Source organism: Candidatus Eisenbacteria bacterium (assembly GCA_035577985.1).
Taxonomy (GTDB): Bacteria; Desulfobacterota; Binatia; order DP-6; family DP-6; genus DATJZY01.
Map to the genome: position 1 here is coordinate 1 of DATJZY010000005.1, position 20,082 is coordinate 20,082.

Annotated in this window: 17 protein-coding genes; 15 read left to right on the forward strand and 2 right to left on the reverse strand. The window is 71.4% G+C overall.

All coding sequences use genetic code 11. From position 1 onward, the window contains the following. Positions 1 to 13: 13 nt before the first annotated feature. Complete coding sequence (locus VMS22_00350; GenBank protein HXJ32460.1) at positions 14 to 1,195, forward strand: rhomboid family intramembrane serine protease; 1,182 nt, start codon at positions 14 to 16, stop codon at positions 1,193 to 1,195. Positions 1,196 to 1,199: 4 nt separating this feature from the next. On the opposite strand, the gene VMS22_00355 is transcribed toward VMS22_00350, so the two are convergent. Beyond that, positions 1,200 to 3,755, reverse strand: a complete 2,556-nt coding sequence (locus VMS22_00355) for a GAF domain-containing protein (protein HXJ32461.1) — start codon at positions 3,753 to 3,755, stop codon at positions 1,200 to 1,202. 172 nt (positions 3,756 to 3,927) lie between these two features. On the opposite strand from VMS22_00355, the gene VMS22_00360 reads away from it, so the two are divergent. The 8 genes from VMS22_00360 to VMS22_00395 all read left to right on the forward strand — a co-directional run bounded on the left by VMS22_00360 (position 3,928) and on the right by VMS22_00395 (position 9,189). Continuing rightward, positions 3,928 to 4,284, forward strand: coding sequence for a c-type cytochrome (locus tag VMS22_00360; GenBank protein ID HXJ32462.1), 357 nt, complete (start codon positions 3,928 to 3,930; stop codon positions 4,282 to 4,284). A 67-nt stretch (positions 4,285 to 4,351) separates the two neighbouring features. Then, a complete protein-coding gene (locus VMS22_00365) occupies positions 4,352 to 5,584 on the forward strand; it encodes an amine dehydrogenase large subunit (protein ID HXJ32463.1) in 1,233 nt (410 codons plus the stop codon). An 8-nt stretch (positions 5,585 to 5,592) separates the two neighbouring features. Next, positions 5,593 to 6,129 carry a MauE/DoxX family redox-associated membrane protein gene (locus tag VMS22_00370; GenBank protein ID HXJ32464.1) on the forward strand — a complete coding sequence of 179 codons (537 nt, stop codon included), beginning with the start codon at positions 5,593 to 5,595 and terminating at the stop codon, positions 6,127 to 6,129. Then, on the forward strand, positions 6,126 to 6,746 hold the full coding sequence (mauD, locus tag VMS22_00375; GenBank protein HXJ32465.1) for a methylamine dehydrogenase accessory protein MauD: 621 nt from the start codon (positions 6,126 to 6,128) through the stop codon (positions 6,744 to 6,746). The genes VMS22_00370 and mauD overlap by 4 nt, the downstream gene beginning before the upstream one ends. 26 nt (positions 6,747 to 6,772) lie before the next feature. After that, on the forward strand, positions 6,773 to 7,294 hold the full coding sequence (locus VMS22_00380; GenBank protein HXJ32466.1) for a methylamine dehydrogenase light chain: 522 nt from the start codon (positions 6,773 to 6,775) through the stop codon (positions 7,292 to 7,294). Then, entirely contained in the window at positions 7,291 to 7,695 is a 405-nt protein-coding gene (locus tag VMS22_00385) for a cytochrome c (GenBank protein HXJ32467.1), read from the forward strand. The genes VMS22_00380 and VMS22_00385 overlap by 4 nt, the downstream gene beginning before the upstream one ends. 12 nt (positions 7,696 to 7,707) lie before the next feature. After that, positions 7,708 to 8,685, forward strand: a complete 978-nt coding sequence (locus VMS22_00390; GenBank protein ID HXJ32468.1) for an NADPH:quinone oxidoreductase family protein — start codon at positions 7,708 to 7,710, stop codon at positions 8,683 to 8,685. A gap of 33 nt (positions 8,686 to 8,718) precedes the next feature. Continuing rightward, complete coding sequence (locus VMS22_00395) at positions 8,719 to 9,189, forward strand: hemerythrin domain-containing protein (protein HXJ32469.1); 471 nt, start codon at positions 8,719 to 8,721, stop codon at positions 9,187 to 9,189. A gap of 22 nt (positions 9,190 to 9,211) precedes the next feature. On the opposite strand, the gene VMS22_00400 is transcribed toward VMS22_00395, so the two are convergent. Beyond that, positions 9,212 to 10,120 carry a GTPase gene (locus VMS22_00400; GenBank protein ID HXJ32470.1) on the reverse strand — a complete coding sequence of 303 codons (909 nt, stop codon included), beginning with the start codon at positions 10,118 to 10,120 and terminating at the stop codon, positions 9,212 to 9,214. Between the two features lie 90 nt (positions 10,121 to 10,210). On the opposite strand from VMS22_00400, the gene VMS22_00405 reads away from it, so the two are divergent. The 6 genes from VMS22_00405 (at position 10,211) to VMS22_00430 (ending at position 19,867) form a co-directional block, all read left to right on the forward strand. After that, a complete protein-coding gene (locus VMS22_00405; GenBank protein HXJ32471.1) occupies positions 10,211 to 11,149 on the forward strand; it encodes a nitronate monooxygenase in 939 nt (312 codons plus the stop codon). A gap of 213 nt (positions 11,150 to 11,362) precedes the next feature. Then, positions 11,363 to 13,366, forward strand: a complete 2,004-nt coding sequence (locus VMS22_00410; protein ID HXJ32472.1) for a right-handed parallel beta-helix repeat-containing protein — start codon at positions 11,363 to 11,365, stop codon at positions 13,364 to 13,366. A 22-nt stretch (positions 13,367 to 13,388) separates the two neighbouring features. Next, positions 13,389 to 15,779 carry a multiheme c-type cytochrome gene (locus tag VMS22_00415; GenBank protein HXJ32473.1) on the forward strand — a complete coding sequence of 797 codons (2,391 nt, stop codon included), beginning with the start codon at positions 13,389 to 13,391 and terminating at the stop codon, positions 15,777 to 15,779. Further along, a complete protein-coding gene (locus tag VMS22_00420) occupies positions 15,776 to 17,263 on the forward strand; it encodes a hypothetical protein (GenBank protein ID HXJ32474.1) in 1,488 nt (495 codons plus the stop codon). Before VMS22_00415 ends, VMS22_00420 begins: the two co-directional genes overlap by 4 nt. 56 nt (positions 17,264 to 17,319) lie before the next feature. Next, complete coding sequence (locus VMS22_00425; GenBank protein HXJ32475.1) at positions 17,320 to 18,552, forward strand: acetyl-CoA C-acetyltransferase; 1,233 nt, start codon at positions 17,320 to 17,322, stop codon at positions 18,550 to 18,552. 16 nt (positions 18,553 to 18,568) lie between these two features. Continuing rightward, the gene (locus VMS22_00430; GenBank protein HXJ32476.1) at positions 18,569 to 19,867 is read left to right on the forward strand and encodes a pyridoxal phosphate-dependent aminotransferase; all 1,299 of its coding nucleotides are present in this window, start codon (positions 18,569 to 18,571) and stop codon (positions 19,865 to 19,867) included. The last annotated feature ends 215 nt before the right edge of the window (positions 19,868 to 20,082 follow it).

Below are 20,082 nucleotides of genomic sequence, written 5' to 3' on the forward strand. Positions count from 1 at the left end.
GACGCGAGGCTGAGTGGTCCTTCCCATCGGTGACGCGCCGAACCCCCGCGGGGTTCCGGTCGTCACCTACGCGATCATCGCGATCAACGTCGCGATCTACGCGTTCGTCACGCTGCCGCTCTCGGACCAGCGGCCACTGCCGGGCGATCCGGCGCTCGCGGAATACCTGCGCGTCATGGGCCACGTGCTCGGCCGCCAGGTTTCGATGGCGACGCTCGCGCAGCAGGTCTCCAAGTACGATCTCTACGTCTTCACGCACGCCTTCCGGCCCGCGGCGCCCACCGCGAGCGGCTTTCTGCTGTCGATGTTCCTGCACGGCGGCTTCCTGCACCTGTTCGGGAACATGCTCTTCCTGTGGATCTACGGCGACAACGTCGAGCGCCGCATGGGGCCGCTGCGCTACGCGCTCGCGTACCTCGGCACCGGGTCCGCGGCGACGCTGTTCCACTGGGCCGGCGCACCGGCCTCGCAGGTGCCGGTCGTGGGCGCGTCGGGCGCGATCTCCGGCGTGCTCGGACTCTACTTCGTGTGGTTCCCGCGCAACGTCGTCCGTATGGTGTGGCTGCTGCCGCCGTTTCTCGGCAACATCTTCGAAGTCCCGGCGCGCGTCGTGCTCGGGTTTTATCTCGTCTTCGAGAACCTGCTGCCGTATCTCTTCGCAGGCGACGACGTCGGCGTCGCGCACGGCGCGCACATCGGCGGGTTCATCGCCGGCGTGGCGATCGCGTCGGTCGCCGATCGCTACGGCATCGTGCACCGGCCGTCCGAGTATGCCGACGCCGTGCCGGAGTCGCCGGAGGCGGTCGGTGCTCTCGTCGACGAGGGCCGCTTCGCGGACGCCGCCGCGGCGTACTTCCGCCAGTCCGCCGGCGCGACGCGCGGGACGCTGTCGGCGGGCCGGGGCTTCGAGCTCGCCCGGTGGCTGCGCGCCAACGGACACCTGGATGCGGTGCTGGTGCTCCTGCGACGCATGGTGCGCGACCTCCCGCCGGGTACGGACCGCGCCGCTGCGCACCTCGAGCTCGGTAGCATCCTGCTCGACGACGCCGGGCAGCCGGCGCCGGCGTACCAGCACTTTCTCGCGGTGCTCGACGAAGACGCCGATCCCGCTACGCAGGCCCGTGCCCGCGTGGCGCTGCAGCAGATCGCAGGCCTGCAGAAGCGCGGGCGGCGCGACGTGCGACCGCTCGGCTGAGCGCTCAGCGCTTCGCCGCCGCTGGCTGGGCCTTGGTGATCAGCGGAAGGACTGCGAAGCGGCTGAGGAGCTCCTTCGCGGGGAGGGTGGCCCCGGCGATCTCGGGGTGTGCGACCACCGCGGCGAACGCCGCGGCCCCATCGGTCGCCTTCGGCACCAGCACGGTCGTCGGCGCCGGCGGTACGAGCCCCAGGCGCCCGACGATGACGAACCCGTCCTTGGGCGGCAGGTCGAGATCGACGATCGCCACCTCGGGACGCACCATGGCGAGCAGGTCGCTCGCCTGCTTGTGGTCCCACGCCATCGACACCGACACGCCGAGGCGCGCGAGCGCCTGGCGCAGGCTGATGAGGGCGTCGACGTCGGCGCCGGCGGTGACGACGCGCGTGCCGCGCACGAACGTCCCCGGCAGGAGGGCGATCAGCGCGTCGGGGTCGAGCGGGCGCGAGGCCACCTCGAAGCGGCCGAGTGCGAGCGCGCGGCCCGATCCGGGCGCCGCGAGGCAGGCGAAGCACGGCGTCGTGATGCCGGCGGCGCGCAGCGCGCCGAGGGCGTCGAGCGCCTTCGGGGCCGTCAGGTTCAGGATGATGCGCTCGGGGTTCCTGGCGGTGACGGCCGCCACGACGTCGTCGTCGGGTGGAACCGCCGCCACGGGCACCTTCTGCGGCGCGACGTTCGTCCATGCGGAATCGACGTCGATGACGACGATGCCCTCCGGCGGTGCGCTCGGCGCGGGAGCCGCCTCGGGGACGGGCGCCGGCGTGCTCACCTCTTCGATGTCGAGGCCGGCGTCGGTCACTTCGAGCGCCGCGCCCTCGTCACCGTCGTCCGACCCGTCGAGCTCGACGACTTCGAAGGTGCTCGAGCTCTCGGTGCTCGGCGCCGGCGCCGCGTCGGGTACGGCGGCGGATGCGCCTGCGTCGCCGGGAACGAGTGATTCGATGTCGGACAGGCGATCGCGAAGCTGCGCGCCCTCGTCGCGTGCGCGCGCGATGTCCGCCTCGAGCTCGGTGATGCGCTGGCGGAGCGACGCCTCGCGCTCGCGGCCGGTCGCGAGCTCGGACTCGTAGCGCTCCCGATCGAGCGCGGCGGTGCTGGCCTGATCGGTTTGCCCGGCGAGGGTCGCGCGCGCGGTCGCGAGCTCCCCCTGCGCCGCCTCGGCCCGTCGCTGCCAGTCGGCCTTCTCGTCGATCGTCGCCGCGGTGCGGGCTTCCGCTTCGGCCAGGGCGGAGGCGAGGCGCTCCTCGGCCTCGGCCTTCGCGGCGGCGATGCGACGTTCGACGTCGGCGACCGCCGCGCGATTGCCCGCTTCGATGTCGGCGATCCTCGCCCGCAGCACCTCGTTCGCCGCATCCGCCTCCGCGAGCCGATTCTCGAGTCCCTGCACCGCGGCAGCGCGTTCCGAGTCGACGGTTGCCGTCTGGGCGGCGTGGGCATCGCTCACGCGGTGCAGGTCGGCTCGCAGCGACGTTTCGGTCGCCTGCGCGGCTTCGAGCGTCCGCTCGAGCGCCTCGATCCGCTCGGCGTGCGCCTGTGCCTGCGTCGCGTGCTCGCCCAGGGCGACCTGCAGGCGTTCGGTCTCCGCCTTGGCAGCGGCCGCGGCCGCCTCCAGCGCTTGCGAGCGCTCGGAGAGCGTCTGCACCTCGGTGGTGCGCTCGGCGAGAACGGCTTCGAGACGCGCGATCTCCGCCTGCGCGGCGACGTTGGGTGCCGCCGTCTCGCGGACCTGCTCCTCGAGCGCCGCCGCCCGGGTGCGCTCGCGGTTCGCGAGCTCCTCGGCCTCGGCGACGCGAGCCCGCAGGCGCTCGAGTTCCACGCGCGTGCGGTCGACCGCGGCCTGGATCGACGAGCTCGGTCCCACAGGGGAGCTCGGTGCCGCCGCGGCGCTCGGTCCCGCCGGCGCGGCGCTCGGTGCCGGGCCGACCGCGGCCACCTTGACATCGCCGCTGGTGGGCCCGGGCGTGGCGACGTCGCCGGCCCGCGCGGCGTTGCCGGCGGCGGAGAGGCGCGGTCGCGTGGGGGCGTCGTGCGCGGTCGGGGACACGCGCTTGCGCATGGCGACGATCGCCGCGACGAGGTCCTTGGCCGGCTGCTCGAGCAGCCGGATCTGGCGCTCGCCGAACGGCGTGCGCGCGACCAGGATGAGGCTCCCGACGGGCGTGCCGCTGTCGAGGAGCGGAATGCAGGCGACGGCGCGGACCGCGGCGACGTCGTCGACGAGCGGCGGCACGTAGCGGTTCTTCGCGGCGCTCTCGATCAGGTACGCGCGCCGGTTGAGCAGGCTGTGGAGCGGCATGTCCCAGGTGGTGGCCGCGCCACGCCGCACGTTGCGGAGCCGCCGGCAGCCCTCGTCGGAGAGCCCGATCTCGACCGCGAGGCGCAGGAGGTCCTGGTGCTGGTCGAACAGGCAGACGGCGCCGGCCGAGGTCTGGGTCGCGTCCAGAATGGCGCGCAGCTTGGCCTCGACGACCTCTTCCGGCGCCTGCTGCATCCCGCCGGCCGCGGTCGGATCGTCGACCGGGGCCTCGGGCGAGGCGGTCGCGTTCGAGGCGGATGCCATCCAAAGACTTTGCAACGCCTGTGCCGTCATCGTGCGCAGAGACCGAAGGACCGCGCACGCCGGCCGCCATCAAAATTTGGACGCTCTCCCGCCGCCGCCGTCGCATCCGTGCCGCGCGCGCAGCGTGTCACGTCGTTGACTCGGAGGCCGGTGCCGCGTAGCCGGGTCTGCCATGCGACCGCTTGCCCTCGTGCTCGCGATCCTCGCGGGTGCTTCTCGTGCGACGGCCGGCGCGCCCGACGGCGCCCGCATCTACGCCGAGCGATGCAGCGGCTGTCACGGCGACGACGGGCGGGGCGACGGCCCGGCGGCGGCGGCGATCATTCCCCCGCCGAAGAACTTTCGCGACGCCGCGTTCTGGAAGGGGCGGACCGTCGAGCAGCTGCGGACGATCGTGACGAAGGGCAAGCCCAGCACCATGATGGCGCCGTTCGAGGGCGTGCTCACCAGCGCCGAGATCGACGCGGTGGTCGAGTACGTGCGCCACTTCGACCCGTCCGCCGGCGTGCCGGCCGCTGCGCCGAAGTAGCGGCAACGGGATTCGCCACGCGCGAGGCGCGTGGTATAGGGCGCCGTCCCCACCCGGCGAGCGACCCATGCGAACCCGACGCGCCCACGGCCTCCTTCTGTGTGCGACGCTGCTCGCGTGCGGTCTCGCGCAGCCCGCCGCCGCCCAGCCCGAGAGCGTCGGGCGCTCGCTCACGTTGCCGGAGAGGCCCGGCCCGCACTGGTTCTGGCTGAGCGACGTCGCGCTGCACCGCACGGCGGTCTTCGACGCCGACAAGGGCCAGCTCCTCGGCACGATCAGCTCGGGGACCGCTGGCGTCGACTTCGTGATCGCGCCGACCTTCTCGCACGATCATCGCGAAATCTACATCCCCGAGACGTACTTCTCGCGCGGCGTGCGGGGCGAGCGGACGGACGTGGTCACCGTGTACGACGGGCGCACGCTCGCGCCCGTCGCCGAGATCCCGCTGCCGCCCAAGCGCGCCGAGTACTTCCCGGGCAACGCGGCGAACACGCTCTCGGACGACGGCCGCTTCCTGGCGGTCTTCAACCTGACGCCGATGAGCTCCCTCTCGATCGTCGACGTGCGCGAGCGGCGCTTCGTCGCCGAGGTGTCGACGCCGGGGTGCAGCCTCGTCTACGCGGCCGGGCCGCGGCGGTTCTTCATGCTGTGCGCGAACGGACAGGCGCTCGTCGTGAGCCTCGACGAGGCGGGACAGCCGACGGCCGAGCGCACCGCGAGCTTCTTCGACCCGCAGAAGGACCCGCTCACCGAGAAGGCCGTTCGCCGGGGCGACGAGTGGCTCTTCGTCTCGTTCGAGGGGCAGATCCAGCCGGTCGGGGTGGCCGGGCCCCAGCTCACGTTCGGCGAGCGCTGGTCGCTCGTCGACGACGCCGATCGCCGCGACGACTGGCGCGTCGGCGGCGCGCAGCATCTCGCGATCCACGGACCCACGGGTCGTCTCTACGCGCTCATGCATCGGGGAGGCCCGGACACGCACAAGACGGCGGGGCAGGAGATCTGGGTGTACGACGTCGCCGCGAAGCGGCGGCTGCAGCGGATCCCCGTCCTGAACCCGATCGTCAGCTTCGTCGCGCAGCAGGGTGGCCTCGCCCCCGGTGGGATCGCGCGCTGGCTCCTCTTGAAGGCGCTGCCGAACCCGGGCGTCGACGGCATCCTCGTCACGCAGGACGAGCATCCGGTCCTGCTCGCCGCCGGCACGATCCCACCCACGGTGACCGTGCACGACGCGATGTCGGGTGCGGTGGTGAACGAGATCTCCGAGGTCGGCCTCGCCTTGAGCCTCCTCTACACGCCGTGAGCCGAGCGATGGACCCCGTCGTCGATCTGACCGTGCGCAGCTCCCTGGCGCTCCTCTTCGCGCTCGCCGCCGCGCACAAGCTGCGCGACCTCGCGGGCTTTCGCGCGACGTTCGCCGACTACCGCATCGTGCCGGAGGCGCTGGCGCCGGCCGGCGCGACGCTCGTCGTCGCGAGCGAGGTCGGCTCCGCGTGTCTGCTGCTCCTGCCGGGCTGGCGGCAGGCCGGACTCCTCGTGGCGATCGTGCTCCTCGGCGCGTATGCCGCCGCGATCGGCGTCAACCTCGCGCGCGGGCGGCGCCACATCGACTGCGGCTGCGGTGGCCCCGCCGGCCGGCAGCCGATCAGCGGCTGGCTGGTCGCGCGCAATCTTGCCGTCGTCTTCGCGGCGCTCGCCTGCCTCGGGCCCGTCTCGACGCGCCCGCTCGTGTGGGTCGACGTGCTCACGATCGGCGCCGGCGTGCTCGCGCTCGCGGCCGTGTACGGCGCGGCCGACCGTCTGATCGCGAACCTGCCCGCGGTCGCCCGCGCACGAGGAGTCGCATGACGCAGGCGCTCCTCGTCTCGAACGCCGTCCTGTGGGTGATCGTCGTCGCGCTCGCGTGCGTCGTCGCCGCGCTCGTGCGGCAGATCGGGGTCCTCTACGAGCGCGTGGCGCCCGCCGGCGCGCTCATGGTGGTGCGCGGTCCAGAGGTCGGCCAGGCGGCCCCGGTGCTGCACGTGGAGGACCTCTCCGGAGCGACGCGCGAGATCGGAGGCGTGCGACCGAACGGGCGCGCGACGTTGCTCTTCTTCCTCGCTCCCACCTGTCCGGTGTGCAAGACGCTGCTCCCGGCCCTGCGCTCGGCGGCGCGCGCCGAGGCCGGCTGGCTCGACCTCGTCTTCGCGAGCGACGGCCCGCGTGCCGAGCACGAAGCGTTCGTCCGCAGCGAACGCCTCGAGGGCTTCCCCTACGTGCTCTCGGCGCCGCTCGGCGTGACGTACCAGGTGGGGAAGCTCCCGTACGCCGTGCTGGTCGACGGCGCCGGCGTCGTGCGCGCCAAGGGCCTCGTCAACACGCGCGAGCACCTGGAGAGCCTCTTCGAGGCGAAGGAGCGCGGGGTGGCGTCGCTGCAGGACTACGTGCGATCGATCGACGACCCCGCGGGAGGAGCGCACGCGTGACGACGACCCGAGGCTGGCTGGATCGGATGATCGAGCGTGGTACCCGCGCGATCGCGCGCCGCACTTCGCGCCGGAGCTTTCTCACGCGCCTCGGGACGGGGCTCGTGGGCGTCGCGGCCCTGCCGCTGCTGCCGGTCGCGCGGGCGGCGGACGAGGCGGCGCGCGTGCCCGTCCCGGACGATACGAAGCTCACGGGCGACGTCGGCGATCCGGCGAGCTGCCACTACTGGCGGCACTGCGCGATCGACGGCTTTCTGTGCGCCTGCTGCGGCGGCTCGCAGACGGCGTGCCCGCCGGGCACCGAGATGTCGCCGGTCACCTGGATCGGCACCTGCCGGAACCCCGGCGACGGCAAGGACTACATCATCTCGTACAACGACTGCTGCGGCGCCTCGCTCTGCATGCGGTGCCGCTGCACGCGCACCGAGGGCGAGCGGCCGGTCTACTACACGTCGAAGAACAACGATCTCCTGTGGTGCTTCGGAACCAAGAGCCGCGCCGTGCACTGCTCGGTCGCGATCGTGCTCGGGCAAGCGACGCAGGCGTGAAGATCGTGCTCGCGGTCGGGCTCACACTGGCGGCGGCGGACGCCCGCGCGTACACGCCGGCGGTCGAGTACGCGCTCAACTGTCAGGGCTGTCACCGCGCCGACGGCGCCGGCACGCCGGAGAGCGTGCCGCCACTCAAAGGATCGGTCGCGCGGTTCCTCGGCGTGCCCGGCGGGCGCGAGTACCTGGCGCAGGTGCCGGGCGTCGCGCAGGCACCGCTCGACGACCAGGCGCTCGCGGCGGTCATGAACTGGCTCCTCGACCACTTCGACAAGGAGCACGTGCCCCCGGGGTTCGCCCCGTACACCGCCGAGGAGATGGGGCGGCTGCGCCGCACGCCGCTCGTCGACGTGGAAAGCGTGCGCAAGCGCCTCCTCGCCGGGATCGAGCGGCCGCGCTGAGCGGGCAGGGCGATGCGCGCCGTTCGCTGCCTCGCCTGGGGCGAGCCCGAGACGCTGGTGGTGGAGGACATCCCGCCGCCACGACCCGGGCGTGGCGAGGTGCTGATCGACGTCGCGGCGGCGTCGGTGAACTACCCCGACGTCCTGCTCGTCCGCAACGAGTATCAGATGTCGATCGCGACCCCATTTACGCCCGGCAGCGACTTCGCCGGGACGGTTCGCGCGCTCGGCGAGGGCACGACGGGGTGGCGCGTCGGCGAACGGGCGTGCGGGACCGTGTTCGTGGGCGCGTTCGCCGAGCAGGTCGCGGCCTCGACCGCCATGCTGATGCGCGTGCCCGACGCCGTCCCGTTCGCGACCGCCGCCGCCTTTCCGGTGGTCTACACGACCGCGTACGACGCGCTCCGGAGCGTCGCCGCAGTACGCCCCGGCGACGACGTGCTCGTGCTCGGCGCTGCCGGGGGCATCGGCTCGGCCGCGATCGAGCTCGCGAAGCTGCTCGGCGCGCGCGTCATCGCCGCGGCCTCGAGCGACGAGAAGCTCGCGGCGTGTCGGACGCAGGGCGCCGACGAGGTCGTGAACTACGCGACCGAGGACCTGAAGACGCGCGTGAAGGCGCTCACCGGCGACGGCGCCGACGTCGTGCTCGATCCCGTCGGTGGTCGGTACGCCGAGCCCGCGCTGCGCGCCATGGCGATCGGTGGGCGCTTCGTCGTGCTCGGCTTCGCCGCCAAGGAGATCCCGCGCATTCCGCTGAACCTCGTTCTCCTGAAGGGCGTGGAGATCCGCGCCTACGACGCGGCGAAGTTCTGGCAGACCCGGCCCGAGGAAACCCGGCGCAACCGCGACGAGCTCATGACGCTGCTGGCGAGCGGGCGGCTCCACCCGCTCGTGTCGGCGACGTACCCGCTCGAACGCGCGGCCGAGGCCCTGCGCGCCGTCTTCGATCGCCGCGCGATCGGCAAGCTCGTGATCGAGCCCGGACGGTGACCCGGCACCGGCGTCGTGCTAGAGGACCCGCTCATGGACGTGACCGACGTTCTGGCCGGCGAGCACGGCGTGTTCCACCTCCTCGTCGAGCAGCTCGACGATGCGCTCGACCGCTGCACGACGCTGACCGAGCTGCGCGTCGCGGCCGAGCCGCTGGCGCTCTCGCTGCTGGGGCACGCGCGCGTCGAGGAGGAGACGCTCTTCCAGTCCTACGAGCGCGCGACCGGCTCGCTCGGGCCCTTGCGGTGCCTGCGCCACGAGCACGAGCAGATGGATCGCGCGATCCGCGCCCTGTTCCGCATCTCCGACGCCGGCGAGCTGCGGGCGCACGCTCGGGCGCTCCTCGACCTCACGCGCCGTCACCTCGCGCGCGAGGAGCAGGTGATGTTCACGGCGGCGCGCGAGGCGCTGTCGGCCGGCGTGCTCGAAGAGTGCGGCGCCGAGTGGGCGCGCTTCCGCGGCGTCGCGATCGGCGGCGCGGCTACGCCGCCTACGAACGCGTGAAGACGTCCTGCCCGGGCGCGTTCTACGCGCCCGCTGTGAACGACCTGATCAGCTGCTGCAGGTCGAGCGTGCGCGCCTGCTCCTCGATCTTCGTTCGCACTGTCGGGTAGAGCGCCTTCGCTTCGCCGACGAGTCGCTGGAAGAGGGCCTGGAGGTCGGCGGACGACAGCGTGCGGCCCTGGCCGTAGTACTGCGTCGCCGCGTGGCCGAGCGCGTAGGTGGTGGCGAACGACGTGGCGGCGCCGGTGGCTGCGCCGGCGACGCCGCCGGTCACGCCGCCGAGGACCCGCCCGAAGACGCCCCGGGCGATGCCGCCGATCAGCTTGCGCGCGACGCCGTCGACGACCTGCGCGGCCGCGCCGATGCCGAGCGCGCCGAGGAGGTCCTTCGCCTGCGCGGCGTCGAGCTGCTGCCCCTGCGCCTTGCCGATCAGGTACACGAGCCGGAGCTGGAGCGGGATGATGGCCATGGTCGCGAGCGACTGGGGCAGGAGCTCGAGCGCGCCGGCGAGGACCGCCTGCTGCAGGATGAGGTCGTCGGCGGCGCCGGGCTTGGGCGCATCGGTCGCGGCGCCGATCGGCGCTGCGGCGAGCGCGCCGGCCTCGCGCTCGACGGCGGCGACGCTCGCGTCGGCGAGGCCGAGCTTCGCGCGCAGCTCGACCAGAAAGCGCATCTCGGCGTCGTTCGCGGCGCCGTCGGCGTTGCACACGGCGACGGCGAGCTCGTAGGCCGCCCGCCGCGCGTCGGGCGAGTCGAACACCTGGCCGAGGTTCGGCGGCAGCGCGGCTCCGCTCGCAGGAAGCGCCGACGGATCGACGCCGAGCGAGCGCGCCACGCTCTCGAGCTGGGCCCGCTCCTGCGGCGTGCAGGCGCCGTCGGCGAGCGCCGCGGCGAGCCCGAGCTGCAGGACGACGTTCGCATCTGCTCCCATGAGCGCCGGCTACTCCCGGTGCCCGTCTCCGTCAACGCCGTTCCGGGACTGCGCGTGACAGGCCCGCCGCGGGACGGGTAAGGGGTCGGCATGGATCGCATCGAGACCCGGGTCACCAAGCTCCTCGGCGTGCGCTACCCGATCGTGCAGGCGCCGATGGGTTGGATCGCGCGCTCGCAGCTCGTCGCGGCGGTGTCGAACGCGGGCGGGCTCGGCATCATCGAGACGTCGTCCGGCGAGCTCGACGTCATCAAGGACGAGATCCGGCGCATGCGCGACCTCACGCAGGCCCCGTTCGGAGTCAACATCGCGCAGCTCTTCGTGCGCGACCCCGGTATCGTCGACTTCGTCGCCGGACAGGGCGTGCGCTTCGTCACCACGTCGGCCGGCGACCCGCGCAAGTACACGGCGGCGCTGAAGGCCGCGGGCCTGACGGTGTTCCACGTCGTCCCGTCGCTCGAGGCGGCGCAGAAGGCCGTCGACGCCGGCGTCGACGGCCTCGTCGTCGAAGGCGGGGAGGGCGGCGGGTTCAAGAACCCGCGCGACGTCGCGACCATGGTCCTCCTGCCGCTCGTGTGCTCGAAGGTCGACGTGCCGGTGATCGCGGCCGGCGGCATCTGCGACGGCGCTAGCATGGCCGCAGCGTTCGCGCTCGGCGCCGAAGGGGTGCAGATGGGCTCGCGAATGGTCTCGGCCGCGGAATCGCCGGTGCACCGGAATTGGAAGCAGGCGATCCTGGATGCGAAGGAGACCGACACCGTGTTCCTGAATCGCTTCAGCCGTCCGGGGCTCCGGTGCCTGCGGACCGCGACGGCAGAACGCCTCGAGCGCGAGCCGCACGTCGGCATGGACGTCTTCGGTCGCGCGATGGACCTCTACTTCGGCGGCGACATGGAGGCGGCGATCGCGCTCGGCGGGCAGGTCGTGGGGCGCATCGACGCCGTGAAGCCGGTGGCACAGATCGTCGCCGAGACCGTCAAGGGATTTCGCGAGACGGCCGCCCGGCTCGCGCCGCACACCGCGGGGTGATCAACGCGCGGCGTCGGCCGCCTCCGATCTTGCCATTGCACGACACCGGCGCCCGGACCGCGCACGGGTGCGGCGCGCACCTCGCGATCGCGCACGAATCCGGGCAATTCGCGCACTTTGCGGTTGACAGGGCGCGCCGCGAGTCGGTAGGTCGAAGGCTTGCCGCCCGGGTCCTCGGACTCGGCCCCACCGAAGGAGAGACGGAGGATACCCATGAGAAATGGTCTGCTCGTCATCGCGTCTGCGGTGCTGGCGACGTCGTCGCTGGCGCTCGGAGCAACCTGTCCGGATCGCACGCCCACGGCCATCACGTCGGTCGCGGCCGGATCCCTCAAGTGTCAGGACACGATCGCCAAGGCCGGGGCCAAGTACCTGAAGACGCAGTTGAAGACGCTCGCGAAGTGCCAGCTCGCCGGCCCCGCCGGGAGCTGTCCGACCGCGGACGACACCGCCAAGATCGAGAAGGAGGCGGGCAAGGGCGCCGAGAAGATCGCCAAGGACTGCGTCGGCACGGCGGTGGGCGGCCTCACGTCGTCGTACAGCTCGCAGGACAGCGAGGTGATCTCGAGCTGCATGCTCTCGCAGCACAACGTCATCGGCGCGCGCCTGACGGCCGTCAGCACCGGCGTCACGACCGAGCCGTGGCCGACGGCGAGCAACGCCTCGGCGCGAGCGAACTGCGTGAAGACCATCTCGAAGGCCGCGCTCATGCTGCTCGACAAGGCGTCCAAGAACGCGACCAAGTGCATCTCGACGCAGATGAAGAACGCCGCCCCAGGGAACCTGACGCCGGTCTGCGTCGGATCGATCTCGGGTGGCACGTTCGTCGGACCGACCGACCCGAAGGCGCTCGACGCACAGGCGAAGCTCATCGGTAAGGTCCAGGACCTGATCACCTCGAAGTGCGGGCCCGCGCAGACCGACATCCCCACGATCTTCGCCTGCGCCGGCTCCAGCAGCGTGGCGGATCTGCAGTCGTGCCTGGTGTGCAACGGCATGAACAGCATGTTCGACGCGATGGAGCAGCGCTACGCCGAGTCCGCCACGTTCGTCCCGCATGCCGCGGGCGCGCTGCAGACGGCCGTCAACTCCTCGCCTGCGGGAACGAAGCTCCTCGTCGAGTCGGGCACCTACCAGGAAGAGGTGCAGGTCACGACGCCGAACCTGAAGGTCGTCGGCTGCGGCGGTGCCACCAACGATCGCCCGAAGATCCAGCCGCCGGGCACCCAGGTGTTCGGCCGTGGCATCCGCGCCTTCAACGTCGACGGGCTCCTCTTCCAGAGCCTCGAGGTCTCCGGCGGGTGGCAGAGCGACGGCATGTTCGTGTCGGGTGCGAACGGCATCAGCTTCATCGACATCGTCGGCAACGGCAGCGACATCACGCGCTACGCCGTCTTCCCGGTGCAGAGCAACAACGTGCTGATCGAGCTGTGCAACGTCGAGCACATCGCCGACGCCGGCATCTACGTCGGCCAGTCGAGCACGCTCACCGTCCGCTACAATCAGGTCCGCCACTCCGTCGCCGGCATCGAGTTCGAGAACTCCGGCAACGGGCAGGGGTACGGCAACTACGCGGCGACCAACACGGGCGGCCACCTGGTCTTCAAGGACGGCTCGCTCCCGGTGCAGCTCTCGCAGTGCCACGACATCCACCACAACGTGTACGAGGACAACAACACGGCGAACTTCGGCAGCGGGACGGTGAGCGGCGTGCCGACCGGCACGGGCATGCTGGTCGTCTCGAACGACCAGTCGACGTTCTCCTACAACATCTCGCGCAACAACAACTCGCTCGGCATCGGCCTCGTCGATCAGGGCAACGCCGGGCTGCCCGTGAGCGAGAGCTCGCTCGACCAGAACTACGTCTTCAACAACGTCTTCACCGACAACGGGACCGACCCCGACCCCGTCCGGCTGCCGGCCGGCGCGCAGGGCAACTTCACCTTCATCGCGTTCGCCCAGACGGGCAACTGCCAGAGCGGCAACGTGCTCGCCAACGGTATGCCGATCACGCCGACGATCCTCGTGTTCGGCCCTCCGGTCACGTCCTGCACCGTGCCGCCGGTTCCGTTCCCGACCTGCCCGGCGCCGCCCATCTCCACGACCACGACCACGTCGACGTCCACCTCGACCTCGACCGTGACCACGACGTCGTCGACGACGACCACCCTGTTCGGATCCCCGAGCGCGGCGTTCGTCGACAGAGCCGCTCGATAGTCCGCGCTCGTTCAGACCACGCATGATGCACATCCGCACGGCGATGATCGCCACGGCGCTCGCGACGCTCCTCGTCGCGGGCGCCGGGGCGACCCCGCTCCCGACCACGCGAGAGGACTTCCGGCTGCCGGGGACGCAGCCCCTCTCGCTGACCGACCCGATCTCGACGCCCGACAGCTGCACGCCGTGCCACGCGAACTTCGGCCAGCCGAACGTGGAGCCGTACCGGAACTGGCAGACCTCCATGATGGCGCACGCCGGCCGCGATCCGCTCATGTGGGCCGCGCTCGCCGTCGCCAACCAGGACGCGCCGCACTCGGGCGAGACCTGCCTGCGCTGCCACCTGCCCAAGGGTTGGCTCGAAGGCCGCTCGGTTCCCGAGGACGGCTCGGCGATGACCGCGGACGACCGCCAGGGCGTCCAGTGCGGCGTGTGCCACCGGCTGGTCGATCCCTTTCCGGACCCCGGCAATCCCGCCGCCGACGCAGCCATCCTGGCCGCGTTGACCGCCCCCGTCCCCGCCCTGGGGAACGCCATGATGGTCGTCGACCCGATCGACCGCCTGCGCGGGCCCTTCGACATCGTGGCCGATCTCGGCAACGACCCGCATGCGCCACAGCGCTCGACGCTCCAGTCGCCCTTCCACGTGAGCTCGGACCTGTGCGGCACCTGCCACAACCTGCGCAACCCCGCCTTCGCCAAGAACACGCTCACCGGCGAGTGGGAGCCGACGGCGTTCGACACGCCGAATCCCGATCCGACGTCGGGCTTCCCCGAGCAGTCGACCTATGACGAGTGGGCAGCCAGCACGTACGCCACGACCGGGGTGGATGCTCCGCAGTTCGGCGGCGAGAACGGCCTCGCGACCAACTGCCAGAGCTGCCACATGCGTCCGGTGGCGGGGAAGGACGCGAGCTTCGGCAAGACGCGCACCAACGTCCCGCTGCACGATTTCGCGGGGGCCAACACTTTCATCCCCTCGGTGCTCGCCTTCCATCCGGCCTTCGGCGCCGAGGTGAACCCCGACCACCTGGCGCAGGGTGTGGTGAACGCGACCGGCATGCTCCGCAAGGCCGCGACCGTCTCGGCGTCGCTCACGGCCGGTGACCTCGTGGTGCGCGTCACCAACGAGACCGGTCACAAGCTGCCGACGGGCTACCCGGAAGGCCGTCGCATGTGGCTGCACGTGCGCGCCTTCGACGCCCAGCGCAACGTCATCTTCGAGTCGGGTCGCTACGTGTTCTCGAGCGCGACGCTCACCGGCTACGGCGCGCAGATGGGCGATCCCGGCTACGACCCCTATCTCAAGGTCTGGGAGACCGAGCAGGGCATCAGCCCGGCACTGGCGCCGGTGGTCGGCATGCCGGCCGGTCGCAGCTTCCACCTGGTTCTCAACAACCAGATCCTGCGCGACAATCGCATCCCGCCGCGCGGGTTCACGAACGCGGCGTTCGAGGCGATCGACGCCGCGCCGGTCGGCGCCACGTACGCCGACGGCCAGTACTGGGACGACACGCACTATCCGGTGGGGGCGGCGGCGACGTCGGCGCAGGTGACGCTCTACTACCAGACCTCGTCGCGCGAGTACGTCGAGTTCCTGCGCGACACGAACACGACCACGGCCGCCGGGAACATCCTCTTCAACCTCTGGGACGAGCACAATCAGTCCGTGCCGGTCCAGATGTCCGACACCTTTGTCGAGACCAACGCCGTCGTGGTCAACGCCTGTCGCAAGAGCATCTCGCGCCTCCAGAGCAAGTACGCGAAGCGCTATTACAAGGAGTGGTCGCGCTGCTTCTCGTCCGAGACGCGCGGCCTCACGTGCGACGCCGTGTCGCGTGACGCGAACATCGACAAGGAGGCGTCGCGCCTCCGCCTGCGCCTGGGAGGCTCCGGCGACACGATCTGCGCGGCGCGCAATCTCACGCCGGGCAGCCTCGGGCATGGCTCCACCTGTCCGGCCCCATGTGCGGGCACGACGCTCTTCGACATGAACGACCTCGCGAGCTGCACGATCTGCCTCGCCGAGGCCCTCGAGGACGCCGCCCTGGGGTCGGCGTACGGATCCGATCCGCCGGCGCTGCCGAACAACGTGCCGCCCGGCAGCGTCGACTGCCAGCGCTCGCTCGACGTCGCGGCCGACCGGCTGGCGCGCGGCTGGAACCAGGCGCTCGGACGCTGCGAAGCGGCGAACGCCAGCGGACGCAACCAGCCGCCGCTCGACTGCGCGAGCGACCCCGACGGGCTCATCGGGCGCGCCAAGTCGAAGGCCGCGGCGCAGATCCAGCGCTGCGACACCTTCGCGGGCATCGCGGGATGTGCGACGGGCGGCACGGCGGCGGCGGTCCAGGCCTGCATGGAGACCGCGGTCGGCGCCGTCGTCGGACCCTACACGGAGGTGGCGTACCCATGAACGGCCGCACGATGACCACGCGATCGCCGGCCCGATGGGTGCGTCTCGTCGTGGGCCTCGGGCTCGCGTGCGCGATGCTCGCGTCCGGACGTCCCGCCTCCGCCCGGCCGCTCTACTTCCAGAACCTCACCGCCATCTACGGCTTCGCGCCGGGAGACGATCTGTACGCATGCGGGGTGTGCCACCTGCGATGGGAAGGGACGGGCCCGCGCAATCCGTACGGGGCGGCCGTCGAGCAGCAGCTCTATCTGGGGAAGCCGATCCAGACGGCCATCCACGACGTCGAAGCCGTCGACACCGACGGTGACGGGTTCACGAACGGCGACGAGCTCAGCATCTACCACACGCTTCCCGGCTACTCGTGCGCCAACACGTCGCAGGCGATCAATCCGCCGCCCTACTTCCAGTCGATCATCACGCCGGGCGTGCCGTCGTGCCTGGAGCCGCAGGACATCCGCATCGATCCGCCGAGCGGCGCATTCGTGACCCAGGTCGGCCTCGTCTCGACGGTCGACATCACGGTCTTCAACAACGGCGCACTGCTCCCGATCACGGTGAGCGGCTACGGACTCCTTCCCGGCTCCAATGCGGCCTTCTCGATCAGCGGGCCGGCGCAGCCGATCGTGATCCCGGTCGGTGCCAACGTGACGATCACGGTGACCTTCGCGCCCACCGCCCCCGCGCTCGCGGTCGGGACGCTGGAGATCGCCTCGGACGATCCCGACGAGCCCACGATCGACGTGGGGCTCAGCGGCATCAGCTTCGTGAGCCCGCTCGCGCCCGCCGACGCGCGGGCGGCCTGCCAGCGGGACCTCGAGCGGCAGATGGAGCGGTACTCGAAGACCCACCTGCGCGAGTGGGGGAGTTGCTACGTCGCCGAGCTGGGCGGCGTCGCCTGCGATGGCGGGCGGCGCGACCAACGGATCTCGAAGGCCGAAGCGACGCTGCGGGCGTACGTGGGCGGCGCCAGCGACCGGTTCTGCGCGGCCCAGGGTCTGACGCCGGTCCGCCTTGGACTGCCGGCGACCTGCGGAGGGTCGTGTGACGCGATCACGCTGCGCACGATGGACGACCTCGCCGACTGCTTCGTGTGCCGCCAGCGCGAGGCGACCGAGACGATGCTCGCGAACGCCGTCGGCACCGTCCCGCCCGATCTCCCGCCGAACGTTCTCGGCTCGAGCGCGCAGCGCTGCAACCGCAGCCTCGTCAACGAAACCCAGAAGGCGATCCGCAAGCTCCAGAAGAGCCTCGGGTCCTGCCAGCTGAAGGCGATCACGGCGCCCCCGCCCGTCGACTGTCCGACCAGCCTCGCCTCGAACATCTCGTCGACGATCGATCGGGTGAACAGCGAGATCGATCGCTGCGAGGACACGACCGGGATGGCAGGGTGCCTGTTCGGGCTCGTCTCCGATCCGACGTGTCTCGGGACGACGGCCGAGACGATCGCGACCGAGCTGGTCCGTACGGTCTTCGCCGCACCCTGATCCGCGCGCGATCGGACGTTTGCGCCGCCCCGTCGCGCGAGCGATAGGGGACCGCCATGGGAACCGCCTACATCGTCGACGCCGTCCGTACGCCGCGGGGGCGCGGCAAGAAGGGGAGCGGCGCGCTCTCCGGCCTCCATCCCCAGGAGCTCCTCGCCCAAGCGCTGAACGGGCTGCGCCGGACGGCCTTCGACCCGGCCGACGTCGAGGACGCGGTCATCGGCTGCGTCCAGCAGGCCGGCGAGCAGGGCGCCTGCATCGGGCGCCAGGCCGTGCTGTGCGCCGGCTGGCCGGACGTCGTGACGGGCGTCTCGCTGAATCGCTTCTGCGGCTCGGGCCTCCAGGGCGTCAACTTCGCCGCCATGGCCGTGGCGAGCGAGATGGCCGACCTCATGGTCGGCGGCGGCGTCGAGTCGATGTCGCGGGTGCCCATGGGCTCGGATCGCGGCGGGCTCGACGGCAACAACCCCGCGCTCATCGAGCGCCACCCGATCGTCCCGCAGGGGATCTCGGCCGACCTCATCGCGACGCTCGCGGGCATCTCGCGCGCCGAGTGCGACCGCTTCGCGTGGGAGAGCCAGCAGGCGACGCAGCGGGCGGTGGCCGAAGGCCGGTACAAGAGCCTCGTGCCGGTGAAGGACCTCGACGGCACGCCGCTGCTCGATCGGGACGAATACCCGCGCCCCGAGACGACCCTCGAGACGCTCGGCAACCTCGAGCCGTCGTTCCCGAAGATGATGGGCTACAGGCCGGAGATCGGCGACGGCCGGACGCTCGGCGAGCGCGTGGAGAAGCGCTACCCGCAGACCGGCGGCAAGCTCGCCCACGTGCACACGGCCGGCAACTCGTCGGGCATCGTCGACGGCGCGTCGGCGGTCCTGCTCGCCTCCGAGCGCTACGTGAAGGCGCACGGCCTGCGGCCACGCGCGAAGATCGTGGCCACGGCGACGGTCGGCGTCGAGCCGGTCATCATGTTGACGGCGCCGGGTCCGGCGGCCGAGCGGGTGCTGAAGAAGGCCCGCATGCAGGCGGGCGACATCGACCTCTGGGAGATCAACGAGGCCTTCGCCGTCGTGCCGCTGAAGACGATGCGCGACCTCGGGATCCCGCGCGAGCGCGTGAACGTGAACGGCGGCGCGATCGCCCTCGGACATCCGCTCGGTGCGACGGGCGGGATGCTGATCGGCACGCTCCTCGACGAGCTCGAGCGCCAGGACAAGACGCGCGGCCTGGTCACGATGTGCATCGGCGGTGGGATGGGGATCGCGTCCATCGTCGAGCGCGTCTAGCCGCGCGCTCGCCGCCATGCGCAAGAACCTCATCAAGAAGGGCGACGAGCACCTCCGCTACGAGATCCGCGAGATCGTCGAGATCGCGAACGAGATCGTCCGGCGCGGGGTGCCGATGATCTGGGAGAACATCGGCGACCCGGTCGCCAAGGGCGAACGCCTGCCGGCGTGGATGAAGGCGATCGTCGAGCGGGCGGTAGGCGAGGACCGGACGTACGCCTACGCGCCGACGAAGGGCGATCTGGAAGCGCGCCGCTTCATCCTGGAGCACTACAGCGACCCGCACATCTGCACCGTCGAAGACATCATCTTCTTCAACGGCCTCGGGGAGGCGATCAACAAGATCTTCTCCAACCTGCCGTCCACGGCGCGCGTCATCGGCCCCAATCCGACCTACCCGTCGCACGCGACGGCCGAGGCCATGCACCACGGCGGACACCACCTCACCTACGACCTGAAGCTCGACGACGGGGGCCGGATCGACCTCGACGACCTGTCGCGCAAGGTGCGCGACCACGAGCACATCGTCGGGATCCTCGTCATCAACCCGAACAACCCCCTCGGCGTCGTCCATCCGCGCGAGGATCTGGAAGCCGTCGTGCGTCTCGCGCGCAAGCACCACTGCTTCCTCGTGTTCGACGAGATCTACCAGAACCTGGTCTTCGACTCGTCGAAGATCGTGCGGCTCGCGGACATCATCGGCGACGTCCCGGGCATCTCGATGAAGGGCGTCAGCAAGGAGATCCCGTGGCCGGGCAGCCGGTGCGGATGGATCGAGGTCTACAACGGCGAGCGGGACGAGAACTTCCGCGGCTACGTCCACACGATCGTCGTCAGCAAGATGCTCGAGGTGTGCTCGACGACGCTCCCGCAGGTGGTGTTCCCGAAGATCGCGACCCACCCGGAGTTCCGGGCGTTCCTGGCATCGCGTCTGAAGAAGTATCGGCGCCGCGCCGACACCGCGCTTGCGACCTTCGCCGGCTGCGACGTCATCCGCCCCATCGAGCCCGACGGCGTCTTCTATCTGACCGCCACCTTCGACACGACGCGGTTCCCGAACGTCCAGAAGCTCGAAGCCCGCAGCAAAGAGGTGCGGCTCTACCTGGACGAGCTCGAAGCGAAGCACTCGCTGCGTCGCGACAAGCTCTTCGCCTACGAGCTCATGGGCGCCGAGGGCGTCTGCGTCGTCCCGCTCTCGGGCTTCTCGAGCCCGGTCGATGGCTTCCGCATGACGCTGCTCGAGGAAGACGACGCGCTGTTCGACGACACCTGCCGCCGGATCCGGCGCGGTGCGGAGGCGTTCTTCCGGGCGTAGCGGGGCGGTGGGAAGTCGTGCCCCGGTGCCGCGAGGTCGGGCGCGGGGCTTCGGCTTCGGCTCCGCCGCGCGGGAAAACATTCGGCGCGTCACGGGCCGACGTTTCGTCGCGCCGCTTCGCAGGCGCCTCCGCCCCGCGCCCGACCCCGCGCCACCTACGTGCGGCTTTCCGGTGGCTCGCTACGGCGTGACCCGCCCTGGGACGGGGGAGCGAG